This is a genomic window from Polynucleobacter sp. AP-Feld-500C-C5 (assembly GCF_018882265.1).
In the GTDB taxonomy this organism is placed as follows: domain Bacteria; phylum Pseudomonadota; class Gammaproteobacteria; order Burkholderiales; family Burkholderiaceae; genus Polynucleobacter.
In genome coordinates this window covers 155,874-170,651 of record NZ_JACVOW010000024.1, presented here as the reverse complement: position 1 = coordinate 170,651, position 14,778 = coordinate 155,874, and the positions used below count along the sequence as shown (strand labels likewise).

Below are 14,778 nucleotides of genomic sequence, written 5' to 3'. Positions count from 1 at the left end.
ATTGATCTACTAAAAAGTCCTAAGACTCAGAATTCTTATTTTTATCTAATAAACGCAAGCGTTGACGTATTTTATCTAGACCACGCAAGATTGCAGCGTTTTTCTCCCAAGCGCTATGCAGCATCGAGGGGTAAACCCCTGTGAAATGCTGTCCTGGTTCAGTAATTGAACGAATAATCGAGGTATTACCAGAGACTGTTGTCCTATCGGCAATAGTGAGGTGACCAGCAAAATTCGCTGCCCCTCCGATGATACAGAAATTACCTATTTTTGTACTGCCGGAGATAGCAGCACAACCAGCAATAACACAACAACTGCCCACAACAACGTTATGCGCAATCTGCACTTGGTTATCAATCTTGGTACCCGAACCAATCACGGTATCGCTCATCGCGCCGCGATCAATCGTAGTAGAGGCGCCAATTTCAACATCATCACCAATCACTACCTTACCTATTTGGGGAATTTTGACCCACTCTCCACCAGCAGCAGAGAAGTCGGGCGCAAATCCAAAACCATCAGCACCAATCACGGCACCGCTATGAATAATGCAACGCTCCCCAATTTGAGTGCCTTGATAAATCGATACAGACGGGTAAATCAGAGTATCGCTATCGATGACACTATTTCTAGAAATCGTTGTATTGCCCAAGATAGAAACACGTTCTCCCAGTTTTACGCCAGCCTCAATTTTCACAAAAGGGCCAATATGGCACGAGCTTGGAATATGGGCTTCTGGATCCATCGCCGCACTTGGGTGAATGCCTGGAATATAAGTCGGCGAACTTTGTTTTGCAAAAAATTGAGCCATCCTAGCAAAGGTGGCGTAGGGGTTCTTAGAAACAAAGTACGCACGCTGTGAAGTATTTTCGCCAGGATTTGCATTTAGAAAATCTAAATCTGCTTTACTAACAATGAGAGCACCGGCTCTACTATCAGAAGCCTGTTGTCGATAGAGCGAGTTTGACAGAAACGATATTTGATTTTTTTGGGCGAACTCTAGTGGAGCGAGGCCGATAAATTCGCTGGAGGCCTCCCCCACCAAGCTTGCTTGAAACTGATCGGCCAGCTCAATGGCGGTAGGCATAAAACTTACTTCTGGCTATTTAAAGCCTTGATGACATCATCGGTGATATCAGCTTTTGGACTTACAAAAGCTGCTTCCTGAACAATGACATCTAATTTTCTTTGCTCGGCAATTTGACGCAGAACTGCGTTTGCCTTTTCAGCAATTTTTGCACGCTCTTCAAATGTACGCTGGTTGAGATCTTCGGTAAATTCACGTTGTTTACGCTGCAACTCACGATCTTGGTCAGCTAATTCACGCTGACGACGAACGCGCTCAGCTTCATTCATAACCGCACCATCTCGGTCAAGCTTTTCAGCAGCCGTCTGAATTTTTTGTGCGCTATCACGCAATTCATTCTGACGCTTAGTAAATTCGTTTTGCAGACGAGTTTGCATTGCTTTCGCTAGATTAGACTCATTAAATACTTTTTCTGAGTTCACAACGGCAACTCGAGTTCCTGAATCTTGTGCATAAGCATGCTGATTTCCAAATAAAATTATTCCAAAGGCTAGGCCAACTTGAATACATTTAGAAAATTGATAAAGCTTCATAAAACTTTCCTTAAACAATTAAAACGCTGTACCCACTTGGAACTGTAAACGCTGTATATTATCTGTAGGCACAGTTTTATAAGGGATACCGTAGCTAAACTTAAGTGGTCCAAGCGGTGATATCCATGATAAACCTAAACCATAAGAATATCTTAAGACCAGATCAATATTTTGCCCATATGCATTACCGCCATCCACGAAAGTAAAGACTCTCAGTGTCTTGTCTATCCCAGATCCTGGGACCGGCACGGTATATTCCACATTGCTTACAATCTTTGACTGTCCGCCAGTGGGCTGATAAACACCATATGTTGAATTGTAATACTGGGGACCCAAAGAACCAGGAGCATACCCACGCACAGAGCCAATGCCACCAACATAGTAATTTTTAGTAATAGGAAATGGATTATTTCCATACGCCTCACCATAACCCACCTCTCCATTAAAGGAAATAATATTACCTTTGGAAAATGAGTGGAACTTTTGATATTGCCCATATAGGCGGTAAAAAGTCATATTACCCGCTGGGGTGCCAACCTCCGCAGATAATTGTTCCAAAGAGCCAGTAGAAGGAATCAAGGCGCTATCGCGCCCATCACGAGCCCAACCTACGGTAAGCGGTATGTTGTACGTAGTCAAAGTTCCCGGGTAACCAGGAGCAGGAATACCGTAGCTTTTTGCATAATTTAGATAAGGTGTAGGTGTATTAATAGTAGTTTGAATTTGAAACGCCTCTAAACCAGTCCCAAAAAATACACGGTCCACTTCTGTATAAGGTATGCCAAACTTAATGTTGGAGCCAACAGATTTGATTTGGTAAGCAGGATCCCCTACATAGTACAAAGGCTTAGATGAGCGATAGTACAAATCTGTGTAACGACTAATGCCATCCTCGGTAAAGAAAGGATCATAATTTGACAAAGTCAAGTTTTGATTAATTTTGCCAACGGACATGTTCAAGCCTACAGAGGTGCCAGTACCAAATGCATTATCTTGATTAATACCGGCAGACAAAATCAGTTTTTCAGTTGAAGAAAAGCCCGCACCAATCGTTACTGCACCAGTTGGTTTTTCAGTGACCTTCACATTGACATCTACCTGATCAGGTGATCCCGGAACATCTTCAGTGGTTATATCTGTCTCCGTAAAATACCCCAGCCTACCCAAACGCTTTTTGGATAAATCAATTTTGTCGCTATCAAACCAAGAGCTTTCGAATTGACGTATCTCGCGGCGGATTACCATGTCGCGAGTTTTTGCATTTCCAGAAATTTCTACTTTGCGAACATAAATACGGCGACCTGGATCTATAACTAAAGTGAGATCGACCTCTGATAACTCTCGGCGCAAGTCTGGTTGCGGATTGATGGTTGCAAACGCATATCCATACGACCCTAACACTTCCGCGATAGCCTTTGTACTTTCCGTTAAACGAGCAGATGAAAAAGTATCGCCCGGCTTTAATACAATCAACTGTTTAAACTCAGCCTCTTTACCCAACAACTCGCCAGCCAGACGAACGTCCTTAACGGTAAATTTCTTACCCTCGCGAATGCTGACGGTTAAGTAAATTCCTTTTTTATCGGGCGTAATCGAAACCTGAGTAGACTCAATCACAAACTCAAGGTAACCACGATTTAAATAATATGAACGTATGGTTTCCAAATCAGCGGTAAGCTTTTGCTTGGAGTAGAGGTTATCTTTACTGTACCAAGAGAGCCATCCACCCGTCTTTAGTTGCATTTCACCTTTTAGAGTATTTTCGCTGAAAGCCTCAGTACCAATAAAATTAATCTCTTGGATTTTGGCAACAGGGCCTTCGTCAATATTGAAATAAACGGCAACCTGATTACGCTCAACAGGAGTAACAGTGGCAACTACTTCAGCCGCAAACATGCCTTTGCCCACATATTGTCGCTTTAATTCTTGCTCAGCTTTATCAATTAAAGCTTTATCATAAAAACGCGCTTCAGCAACACCTACGGTCTTTAAAGATTTGCGAACAATTTCTTGATCAAACTCTTTCATTCCCGTAAATTCAATTCGAGAAATCGTTGGGCGCTCCTCAACAATCACAATCAGCACATCGCCCTGAGCCTGAATTTGTACATCTCTAAAAAATCCAGTGCTATATAGGGCTTTAATTGCTTCCGCGCCCTTTTCTTCAGTAAATGTTTCACCAACCTGAACAGATAAATAACTAAATACTGTGCCAGGTTCTACGCGCTGCAATCCTTCAACCCGAATATCTTTCACAACGAAAGAATCTGCAGCTACTGCGTTGAGGCTAAAACCAATAGCAACAATCAGTAGCAATCTCGCTAAAAAACGACCAAAAAGAGAATGGGATAGTGTTAGAAAATTCAAGGCGACAAATAGCGTTGTAAATCGTTAAAAAAAGCCAGTAAGGATAACGAAATCAGCAACAGAAAGCCCACTTTTTGGAACTGTTCCTGCATCGAAATCGAAATCCGTTTTCCAGCGACTAACTCCCATGCATCATACAGGAGCTGACCCCCGTCAAGCATGGGAAAAGGGAGTAAATTGAGGAGCCCAATACTGATGCTAATTAATGCCAAAAATGCCAAAAAGGGTTGCCAGCCAATCTGGGCAGACTTACCAGCCATGTCAGCAATACTTAAGGGGCCTCCCAACTGCTTGATGGAGGTTTGACCGGTAAACATTCCCGCCATAAGCCTGAGAGATACCTTGCTGATTAACCAAACTCGCTGGCTTGCAAATCCCAAGGCTTGAAGGGGGTTCAATTTGAGCTCATCCCATTGAGCCAAAGGAGTAGCCTGAGGCATTAAGCCCAGACTTTTCATGGGATCACCTTCCGGGGTGATCTTTGGCAAATCATCAGCCTTAATAGCTTTGATAAAGCGGCTGCCACCTGAATCCTGCAGCTCCAGTGCGAACCCAGACTCTCCGGTTAGAGCATCCATGAGATTCCAGCGCAAAGCGTTCCAACTTGGAATGGAGTCAAATTCCCCAGAAATGGGCGCAGCACCCGAATCGAGAGTCTGCCATCCAGTTACTCTGTCTCCCGCAGTTACACCGAATTTTGCAGCAACTGAATTTTCTGGGGGGCTTTGTAAGACAGCTGGAAGTTGTGGCACACCAGAAATATAGATGACGGAAAATAGTGCAACCGCTAAGAAGAAATTTGCAAATGGTCCTGCCGCCACAATCATAGAGCGCTGCCAAAGAGGCTTTTGATCAAAAGCCTGCATCTCATCCTCCACCGCAATATCTTGAGAACGATCTCGACCATCTAATAATTTGACGTAGCCACCTAAAGGTATTGAAGCAAGCACCCATTCAGTTTTGTTTTTTGCGTGATAAGTGAAGAGTGGTTTTCCGAAACCGACTGCAAAGCGCAGGACTTTTACGCCGCATGCACGGGCTGCTAAAAAATGACCAAACTCATGAAAGCTCACCAATACACCAAGAGTCAGCAAAAATGCACCAAGGGTAATTAATGCTTGCAAAGAAAATCCTTAATCACCTTAATTACTTTTGTAGAACTTGAATAAACTCACGCGCCACTTTTCTGGCTTGTGCATCCGTACTCAAAATATCCTCCAATGAATCTGCATTAGTCAGAGCAATGGCGTTCAAGGTCTTCTCCACTACTGCGGGGATTTGGAGATAATACAAGCCCGCGTCTAAAAATGCAGCGACAGCAACTTCATTGGCAGCATTCAGTACTGTAGGCGCTGTACCACCTGCTTTGGCGGCAGCAAAGGCCAAAGCAAGACACGGAAAGCGAGCCAGCTCTGGCTCTGAAAAATGGAGACCAGCCAGTTGAGTTAAGTTTAAGGGCGCTACGCCAGCCTCAATACGCTCTGGCCAGGCCAAACCATAAGCAATGGGGGTGCGCATATCCGGTTGACCTAGTTGCGCCAATACCGAACCATCACGATAGCGCACCATTGAATGCACTACGCTTTGAGGATGAATCAAGACCTTAATTTTTCCAAGCGGCAAACCAAATAACCAGAAGGCCTCAATGACTTCAAGTCCCTTATTCATCATGGTTGCAGAATCCACAGATATCTTTCTACCCATAACCCAATTCGGATGGGCACAGGCCTGATCTGGAGTAATACTCGCTAATTGATCTAATGGCGTATTTCTAAAAGGCCCGCCCGAGGCAGTGAGCCACAATTCTTCCACGCCATGATTGGAATGTGGAGCTTTAGTAAATTCATTTGGCAAGCATTGAAAAATGGCATTGTGCTCGCTATCAATTGGAAGTAATTCTCCGCCTCCATCTTTCATGGCTTGCATAAACAAATTGCCAGACATCACCAGCGCTTCTTTATTTGCAAGCAGAACACGTTTTCCAGCTTTGGCTGCTGCAAGGGTTGGCACTAAGCCTGCTGCGCCGACAATGGCAGCCATCACTGTGTCACATCCAGAATCTGTTACCGCTGTTACTAAGGCTTGAGGACCATAAAATACTTGAGTCTTAATATTGTTCTCAAGCAATAATTTTTCTAAGCGCACAGCATCACTGGCTTCTGAGACAACAGCAATAGCAGGCTTGAATTCAATGCACTGCTCTGCCAAGCGATCAGCTTGCTTACCCGCAGTAAGTGCTGCCACCTGAAAGCGATCAGGATGCGCCCGAATCACATCCAACGTATTCACACCAATGGAGCCAGTAGAGCCCAGAACGGTAATAAGTCGCTTCATTACACCAGCCCCGCAAATAAAGCTGCAATTGGCATAGTAGGTATCAATGCATCAACACGATCCAATACCCCACCATGCCCTGGCAACAAATGACTACTATCTTTCACGCCAGCCAAACGCTTTAATTGGGACTCAAAGAGGTCACCAAAAATACTGAAGGCTGTTAATACTGTCACCATCAGAAACATGGCGACCCAACCAAAGCGTATCGCCCATGCCCCAAATAAAGTAGCCTCGAAGGGCAAGTAAAACACGCACAAAAATGCGTATACATAACAGAGAACCAGACCGCCTATTGCACCCTCAACTGATTTCCCCGGGCTAATTTGGATGGCTAATTTTCGTTTTCCAAACGCCTTACCAACAAAGTAGGCCCCGATATCTGCCACCCACACTAAAGCAATCGTGGTTAACAAAAATACGAGCCCTAACTCTCGCAAGAAAACCAAAGCGAACCAAGTTGCTGGCAGCAAAATGAGTCCGAGTACTCCGTAAAAAGGACGCAACTTTTGCAAAGAGAGATTCATGCCTTTAGCAAGCATCAATGGGGCGATAAAAAACCAAAAGAAGACTGCTAAGAGCAATAGAGCAAATTGCCAATCGACGTTTTTCAACCCTAGCAAAAATAAAATAATCATTAAGCAAAATAGAGCGTAAAGCCAGGCTGCCCGCCCTGCTTCAGGCGCAAGCAAACGACTCCACTCCCAAGCAGCAGCGAGTAGAGTCGCCAAAAAGAATGCGCCAACATACACGGCTGGCAGTAAAAATAAGATTGGCAATAGAACTGCCAGTAAAACAAGGGCAGTAATCACGCGGGTTTTTAACATGTGGAGTAGTTTAGATAATTAAACTGCATCACTCATCACTTGCGATGCAAGCTGAGCGCTGGTTCGCCCGAAACGACGTTCGCGCTGACTAAACCAATCAAACGCCTTATGGAGCTCAGCTTCATCAAAGTCTGGCCATAAAACATCTGTGAAATATAACTCTGTATAAGCTAACTGCCATAATAAAAAATTGCTGATCCGTTGTTCGCCACCAGTACGGATAAATAAATCTGGCTCTGGGGCATAAGCCATCGAAAGATGAGGCTGTAATAAATCCTCACTGACGTCTTTCGGCTTCAAATTTGGATTGGCAGCCAAGCAACGACTCATCGCCTGCAAGATATCCCAGCGTCCGCCATAGTTTGCAGCGACAGTAATTGTCAGCGCCTTACATCCAGCAGTCTTTTCTGCTGAGAAATGAACCATTTCCTGAATTGCCTTATCAAAGCGACTGAGATCGCCAATCACACGCAAACAAATATCATTTTCTGCAAGACGAGAAACTTCCGCCTTGAGCGATTTTAGAAAGAGCTTCATTAAGAAACCCACCTCTTCTGGTGGGCGACGCCAGTTCTCAGAACTAAAAGCAAATATCGTCAAATACTCTACGCCGGTACGACGGCACTCTTGTACAATTTTTCGAACCGCAGCTAAGCCTTCAGTATGGCCCGTCACTCGAGGCATCATACGTTTACTCGCCCAACGCCCATTACCATCCATGATGATCGCAACATGGCGAGGAATGGCACTTACCTCTGGAATGGCTTGAGTAGAACTGAGGTGTTGGGTCATAAAAGAATCAAACTCAATCCGGCCTTAAACCGTCATGATCTCTTTTTCTTTTTCAGTAATGATCTTGTCGATATCTACGACTGCTTTATCGGTCATCTTCTGAATCTCGTCAGTGGCACGACGCTCTTCATCTTCAGAAATCTCTTTATCTTTGGTTAAGCGCTTGAGATGTTCATTGGCATCGCGACGTAAGTTACGCACTGCAATCTTAGTATCTTCACCCTCGCTTTTGACGACTTTAGTGAGCTCGCGACGACGCTCTTCAGTCAATGCAGGCATTGGCACGCGAATCACAGTACCTTGTGAGGCAGGATTCAAACCCAAATCCGAATCTCGAATTGCCTTCTCCACGGCAGCAACCATGGTCTTTTCAAATGGCTGAACATTAATCGTGCGAGCATCTGCTAGGCCCAAACTCGCCACTTGACTTAGTGGTGTTGGATTACCGTAATACTCCACTTGAATATGTTCCAGTATTCCTGGATTGGCACGCCCAGAACGAATCTTCGCCAAATTCGTTTTCAAAGCCTCAAGAGACTTTTCCATCTTTTGATTGGTATTGGTTTTAATTTCTGCTGCAGACATCAGGCCTCCTATTAAACGTGCACCAAAGTACCTTCAGATTCACCCTGCACCACACGCATTAATGCGCCTGGCTTGAGGATCGAAAATACTTTGATTGGTAATTTGCGGTCACGACACAATGCAAATGCAGTAGCATCCATAACTTGTAAGTTCTGAATTAATGCCTCATCAAAGGTGATGGTCTTATAAAGAGTCGCAGTAGGATCCTTGACTGGATCGGCGCTATAGATGCCATCCACCTTAGTAGCTTTCAGCATCACTTCCACACCCATTTCAGCGCCACGCAAGGCGGCGGCAGTATCGGTTGTAAAGAAAGGGTTACCTGTACCGGCTGCAAAGATCACTACTTTGCCTTCGCTCATCGCGCGAATGGCACGTGGGCGTATGTAAGGCTCAACCACTTGGTCCATTCTCAGGGCGGATTGCACGCGCGCTTCAACCCCTTTTTGACGCAAAGCATCTTGTAATGCGAGAGAGTTCATCATGGTCGCCAACATGCCCATATAGTCAGCAGTTGCACGATCCATACCAGCAGCGCCGCCAGCAACGCCGCGGAAAATATTCCCCCCACCAATGACGATGGCGAGCTCAACACCACTATTGACCACTTGGGCGATTTCAGAAACCATGGAATCGATAGTGATCGGATTGATGCCAAAAGCATCTTCCCCCATCAGGGCTTCACCAGATAATTTGAGGAGGACGCGTTTGTAGCCTGGCATGTTTTAATTTTCCGTAATTTGCCAAGTACTTTGCATACTTAGCTTATTGATCTTTAAGTACTTTTTAATATCTCCGCCAAATTATAAAGGGCTTGGGAAAGATCAAACAAAAGGGCACAGAAACCTGAGTTTCTATGCCCTTTTGGGTATTACTGACCTACTGGGGCAAGCCCCAAGCTGGCTAATTACGCAGTAGCTTTAGAGGCGGCGGCCACCTGAGCAGCCACTTCAGCCGCAAAGTCGTCTTGACGCTTCTCTATGCCTTCACCCACAACAAACATCGTAAAACCTTTGACGTTTGTGTTGGCAGCTTTAAGCATTTGCTCAACGGTTTGCTTATCGTTCTTTACAAAAGTCTGATTCAGTAAAGAAACTTCTTTGAGGTACTTCTGAATGGAACCTTCCACCATCTTCTCAACGATTTCAGGTGGTTTACCAGATTCAGCAGCCTTTTGAACCGCGACGCTACGCTCAATCGCAATCGACTCAGCAGGAACGTCAGCCGTAGACAAAGCGACTGGCTTCATGGCAGCAACGTGCATCGCAACGTCTTTAGCAGCAGTGTCGTCACCTTCAAACTCAACCACTACACCAATGCGGGTGCCATGGAGGTAAGAAACCAACTTATTGCTACCAGTAAAACGCTTGAAGCGACGTGGCATGATGTTCTCGCCAATTTTGCCAATCAATGCGCTGCGCACCGTATCCACCGTAGATCCGTTTAAAGGCAGTGCGAGCAATGCAGCAACATCAGCTGGGTTCTTTTCAGCAACCAACTTGACGCAGTCATTTGCAAATGCCAAGAAGTCATCATTCTTAGAAACGAAGTCAGTTTCGCAATTCACCTCTAACAAAGCACCGTTAGTGCCATTGATAGAAACGGCCACGATACCTTCAGCAGTAACGCGAGAAGCTGCCTTACCAGCTTTGCTACCCAGCTTTACACGCAGAATTTCTTCTGCACGAGCCATATCACCATCAGCCTCTGTCAAAGCTTTTTTGCACTCCATCATCGGAGCATCAGTCTTGGCGCGTAACTCGCCAACCATTGCAGCGGTAATAGCGGCCATTATTCAGCTTTCCCTTCTTCAACAAACTCTTCTTCACCTTCTTTAACGGCTGTCAAGATTTCTTGAACAGAGCTCGCTTTGCCTTCGAGGATTGCGTCAGCAATACCACGTGCATAGAGGGTTACAGCTTTGCTTGAGTCATCGTTACCAGGGATGATGTAATCAACGCCTTCTGGTGAGTGGTTAGTATCCACCACAGCGATCACTGGAATACCGAGCTTGTTCGCTTCAGTAATCGCAATCTTGTGATAACCAACGTCCACTACGAAAATCGCATCAGGAACGCCGTTCAAATCTTTAATACCGCCAAGGGCTTTTTGTAGTTTGTCGAGATCACGGTCATTCGTCAAAGCTTCTTTCTTGGAAAGCTTTTCCCAGTCGCCAGCTTCTTTAGCAACTTCCATGTCCTTCAAACGCTTGAGGGAACCTTTAACTGTTTTGAAGTTGGTGAGTGTGCCACCCAACCAACGGCTATCGATATAAGGCATACCAGCACGAGCAGCTTCTTCAGCAATGATCTCGCGTGATTGACGCTTAGTACCAACAAACAAAATCGTGCCACGATTAGCAGCAACTTGTTTTGCAAATTTCAGGGCGTCCTGAAACATTGGCAATGTTTTTTCCAAGTTGATGATGTGGATCTTATTACGATGACCGAAAATAAATGGGGCCATCTTTGGGGACCAGAAGCGTGTTTGGTGACCAAAATGGCAACCGGCTTCCAGCATTTGACGCATTGTTACTGACATAACTTCTCCTAAGGGTTAGTTCTAAAGTTGAGTCCTAGCTGCGCTAAAAAACGCCACCCTGGAGGGCTCAACTCGCGATTTCAAGTCCAAAATAGACCCGAGTCCAAAATTATAGCTTAAATATCAAGGCTCTAGCTAGTCTTAGCCAAGTCTGTCCCAAGACCCAGTGCGATAAAACTGGCTCTGAATACCCTAAAAACTGGGTTACCGCCTATTTTTTAGGCAGTATTGGTAAGCTAAGACTGTCCAAGTCGTTGATAATCAAGGAATGAATAGTGTATTTACCGCAGAAAAAGACATCCTTGGGATGCGTGAGGCTGGTCGCTTAGCGAGTGAAGTTTTGGATCATGTAGCTCGCCATATTAAGGCTGGCGTTACCACTGGCGAACTTGATCGCATTTGCCACGAGTACATGCGGGACGTGCAAAAAACTATTCCTGCGCCACTGAACTACCAACCCCCAGGTTACCCACCATTTCCAGCGTCCATTTGCACCTCGGTCAATGATGTGATTTGCCATGGCATTCCTGGGGACAAAGTTCTCAAAATTGGTGATGTGGTTAACTTAGATATCACCGTCATTACTCCCGATGGTTATTACGGTGACACCAGTCGGATGTTTATGGTTGGTGAAGTTTCTCTGCTGGCCAAGCGTCTTACTCAAATTACTTTTGAATGCATGTGGCTGGGCATTGCTCAAGTGAAACCAGGTGCTTCACTCGGTGACATTGGTCACGTGATTCAAACACATGCTGAAAAAGCAGGTTATTCCGTTGTGCGTGAGTACTGTGGGCACGGTATCGGCAAAGTGTTTCATCAAGACCCGCAAATCCTTCACTATGGTCGCCCGGGCACTGGTGAGAAATTAGAAGCTGGCATGACTTTCACCATTGAGCCGATGATCAACGCAGGTCGTCGTGAAATTAGAACCATGCCAGATCAGTGGACTGTTAAAACCAAAGATCGTAGCTTGTCTGCGCAGTGGGAACATACTCTTTTGGTGACGCAAACTGGCGTTGAGGTATTAACCTGGTCAGAGGGCAGCAATCCTCCGCCGGACTGCGTTAAAGGTCTTGCATTCAGGCCTTTAACAGCTAGCGCGTAATCACATGACTCAGTCGCAGACAGTCAATAAAATTACTGACGCGGCAGGTCTGCGTGTCGCTCGTGAAGTTGCTTATACAGAGTTTAAAAAAACACAGGCTGCCGGTAAACTCACTAAACAACTGGGCAAACTGACTGATCAACTACTCGCTCACTTGTGGAATGACTATGACTTGAACAGCGAAGCAACCCTGGTGGCTGTTGGCGGATACGGAAGAGGCGCCCTCTTCCCCTATTCTGATATTGACATTCTGATATTGTTTCCACCCAACACAACTATGGTTGATGCTGTATCAAAAAAAGTAGAGCAATTTGTTGCAAGGTGTTGGGATACTGGCCTTGAAATTGCCTCCTCAGTAAGAACCGTTGCAGAGTGCATTTCAGAGTCAGAGCAGGACATCACGGTTCGCACTTCACTTCTTGAAGCGCGCTTGATCTGCGGGAAAAAACAACTCTTTAAAGAATTTGCCGCCGCTTATGAATCTGCAATGGATCCAAAGAGCTTCTTTCAAGCTAAACAAGCAGAGCAAATACAACGTCACTACAAATATCAAAATACACCTTACTCGCTTGAGCCTAACTGTAAAGAGAGTCCCGGTGGCTTACGTGATCTGCAGGTCATCTCTTGGGTCAGTAAGGCGGCATTATTGGGCAACACCTTTAAAGACTTAAATGAAGCCGGCTTAGTCACCCAGCGCGAGCTAACAGAACTGAATCGCAATCAACGCTTTCTGGACACCCTGAGGGTCAATTTGCATCTGCTCGCAGGACGTCGCCAAGATGTGATTGCTTTTGACTTACAGGCACCACTGGCGAAATCGATGGGCATTGAAACCGATTCTTCACGCCAAGCCAGTGAAGCGATTATGCGTCGTTACTACTGGGCTGCTAAAGCCGTCACACAATTAAACGATGTTCTTTTGCAAAACATTGAAGCACTCCTCTTTCCGCAAGAATCTAAAACCACTCGCCCTATTCCAGGCGAAGGTAATGAGTATTTCATTGAGCGGCAAGGTGTACTCGATATCACCGATCCACAATTGTTTCAGAATCATCCTGAACAAATTTTGCGAACCTTCCTGGTATTTTCGCAAACAGCTAACGTCAAAAGCCTTTCAGCAACTATTTTTCGAGCACTATATAACGCCCGCCAAAAAATGGATGCTAAGTGGCGAGCCAACCCTATTAATCGAGCCCTCTTTATCGAGATTCTGAAGCAACCCGAAGGTGTAAGTCGAGCATTCCACTTAATGAACCGTAGTAGCGTTCTCGGTCGATACCTGCCTGCCTTCAGAAAAATTGTTGGGCAGATGCAGCATGACTTGTTTCATGTCTACACTGTTGATCAGCACATCTTGATGGTGTTGCGTAATGTGCGCCGCTTCATGGTTGTTGAACATACCCATGAGTTTCCATTTTGTAGCAGCTTAATTGCCCATTTTGAAAAGCCTTGGTTACTAGTGATTGCCGCACTTTTCCACGACATTGCCAAAGGACGTGGCGGGGATCATTCGCAACTTGGCAAAGCCGATATGCGTAAGTTTACCAAAGACCATGGTCTTGATAAAAAAGATACTGAGCTCTTGATCTGGTTAGTTGCAGAACATCTCAATATGAGCCAGGTAGCTCAAAAGCAAGACATCACAGATCCAGATGTAGTACGGGCTTTTGCCAAGAAGATAGGTGATGAACGTCATCTCACCGCTTTGTACCTCTTAACCGTAGCTGATGTCCGTGGCACCAGCCCTAAAGTCTGGAATGCCTGGAAAGGCAAACTGCTTGAAGATCTCTATCGCGCCACTCTTAGAGTCTTAGGTGGAGCCAAGCCAGATGCCTCTTCAGAATTGGCGCAACACCAAGAAGAGTCTAAAGCTAAATTACGCCTGTATGGCATCAATGACGAGGCTTATGAAGAACTATGGAAACAATTGGATGTTGCCTTCTTCCTTCGCCAGGACTCATCTGATATAGCGTGGTTAACGCGTCATCTTTATAACAAGGTGAATAACGATCAGCCCATTGTGCGCGCAAGGTTGTCGCCCATTGGCGAAGGTTTGCAAGTCGCGGTGTATATTAAAGATCAAGAAGATCTATTTGCTAGAATCTGCGCGTACTTTGAAAAGCATGGTTTCTCTATCTGGGATGCGCGCATTCATACCACTCGCCATGGTTACGCTTTAGATACCTTCCAAATTTCTGGTAGCACTCTGGTAGATGAAGGCAGTAGCTACCGCGACATCATTCAACTGGTAGAGTTTGAGCTAACTGCTGCATTAAGCAATGCAGATCCCTTACCCACTCCAAGCATGGGTCGCCTCTCTAGACAATCTCGCACCTTCCCCATTAAGCCCCGGGTTTATATGGCTCCAGATGATCGCGGGCGCTATTACACACTTGCACTCTCTGCAAGCGATCGGACTGGACTGCTCTACACCATCTCTAGAGTGCTAGCTAAACATCAAGTATCGATTCATACCGCGCGGATCAATACCCTTGGTGAACGAGTAGAAGACGTATTACTGCTGGATGCCGCCAACTTAGGCAAAAATCCAAAGCTACAGATTCAATTAGAGACCGAGTTACTTGAGGCTTTAGGGGCTTAGATTAA

The 14,778-nt window shown here is 45.4% G+C and carries 13 protein-coding genes; 2 read left to right on the top strand and 11 right to left on the bottom strand.

What is annotated here, in order from left to right:
* Positions 1 to 19: 19 nt before the first annotated feature.
* From lpxD to rpsB, 11 genes are all read right to left on the bottom strand, one after another.
* On the bottom strand, positions 20 to 1,087 hold the full coding sequence (gene lpxD, locus ICN21_RS09715) for a UDP-3-O-(3-hydroxymyristoyl)glucosamine N-acyltransferase (protein ID WP_216178260.1): 1,068 nt from the start codon (positions 1,085 to 1,087) through the stop codon (positions 20 to 22).
* 5 nt (positions 1,088 to 1,092) lie between these two features.
* Positions 1,093 to 1,620: an OmpH family outer membrane protein gene (locus ICN21_RS09710; protein WP_216178259.1), complete on the bottom strand. Its 528-nt coding sequence runs from the start codon at positions 1,618 to 1,620 to the stop codon at positions 1,093 to 1,095.
* Positions 1,621 to 1,638: 18 nt separating this feature from the next.
* A complete protein-coding gene (gene bamA, locus ICN21_RS09705; protein ID WP_216178258.1) occupies positions 1,639 to 3,987 on the bottom strand; it encodes an outer membrane protein assembly factor BamA in 2,349 nt (782 codons plus the stop codon).
* Entirely contained in the window at positions 3,984 to 5,111 is a 1,128-nt protein-coding gene (locus ICN21_RS09700) for an RIP metalloprotease (protein WP_216178257.1), read from the bottom strand. Before ICN21_RS09700 ends, bamA begins: the two co-directional genes overlap by 4 nt.
* Before the next feature lie 22 nt (positions 5,112 to 5,133).
* On the bottom strand, positions 5,134 to 6,321 hold the full coding sequence (ispC, locus tag ICN21_RS09695; protein ID WP_216178256.1) for a 1-deoxy-D-xylulose-5-phosphate reductoisomerase: 1,188 nt from the start codon (positions 6,319 to 6,321) through the stop codon (positions 5,134 to 5,136).
* Entirely contained in the window at positions 6,321 to 7,148 is an 828-nt protein-coding gene (locus ICN21_RS09690; RefSeq protein WP_216178255.1) for a phosphatidate cytidylyltransferase, read from the bottom strand. The genes ispC and ICN21_RS09690 overlap by 1 nt, the downstream gene beginning before the upstream one ends.
* 18 nt (positions 7,149 to 7,166) lie before the next feature.
* On the bottom strand, positions 7,167 to 7,940 hold the full coding sequence (gene uppS / locus ICN21_RS09685; RefSeq protein WP_216178254.1) for a polyprenyl diphosphate synthase: 774 nt from the start codon (positions 7,938 to 7,940) through the stop codon (positions 7,167 to 7,169).
* A 24-nt stretch (positions 7,941 to 7,964) separates the two neighbouring features.
* The gene (frr, locus tag ICN21_RS09680; protein WP_215296528.1) at positions 7,965 to 8,525 is read right to left on the bottom strand and encodes a ribosome recycling factor; all 561 of its coding nucleotides are present in this window, start codon (positions 8,523 to 8,525) and stop codon (positions 7,965 to 7,967) included.
* A gap of 11 nt (positions 8,526 to 8,536) precedes the next feature.
* A complete protein-coding gene (gene pyrH, locus ICN21_RS09675) occupies positions 8,537 to 9,247 on the bottom strand; it encodes a UMP kinase (protein ID WP_216178253.1) in 711 nt (236 codons plus the stop codon).
* A 185-nt stretch (positions 9,248 to 9,432) separates the two neighbouring features.
* Positions 9,433 to 10,317 carry a translation elongation factor Ts gene (gene tsf / locus ICN21_RS09670; protein ID WP_215296526.1) on the bottom strand — a complete coding sequence of 295 codons (885 nt, stop codon included), beginning with the start codon at positions 10,315 to 10,317 and terminating at the stop codon, positions 9,433 to 9,435.
* On the bottom strand, positions 10,317 to 11,066 hold the full coding sequence (gene rpsB / locus ICN21_RS09665) for a 30S ribosomal protein S2 (RefSeq protein ID WP_216178252.1): 750 nt from the start codon (positions 11,064 to 11,066) through the stop codon (positions 10,317 to 10,319). Before rpsB ends, tsf begins: the two co-directional genes overlap by 1 nt.
* A gap of 268 nt (positions 11,067 to 11,334) precedes the next feature.
* Here rpsB and map point away from each other — a divergent pair, with 268 nt between their 5' ends.
* The gene (gene map / locus ICN21_RS09660) at positions 11,335 to 12,171 is read left to right on the top strand and encodes a type I methionyl aminopeptidase (protein WP_216178251.1); all 837 of its coding nucleotides are present in this window, start codon (positions 11,335 to 11,337) and stop codon (positions 12,169 to 12,171) included.
* Between the two features lie 4 nt (positions 12,172 to 12,175).
* Positions 12,176 to 14,773, top strand: a complete 2,598-nt coding sequence (locus ICN21_RS09655; protein WP_216178250.1) for a [protein-PII] uridylyltransferase — start codon at positions 12,176 to 12,178, stop codon at positions 14,771 to 14,773.
* The last annotated feature ends 5 nt before the right edge of the window (positions 14,774 to 14,778 follow it).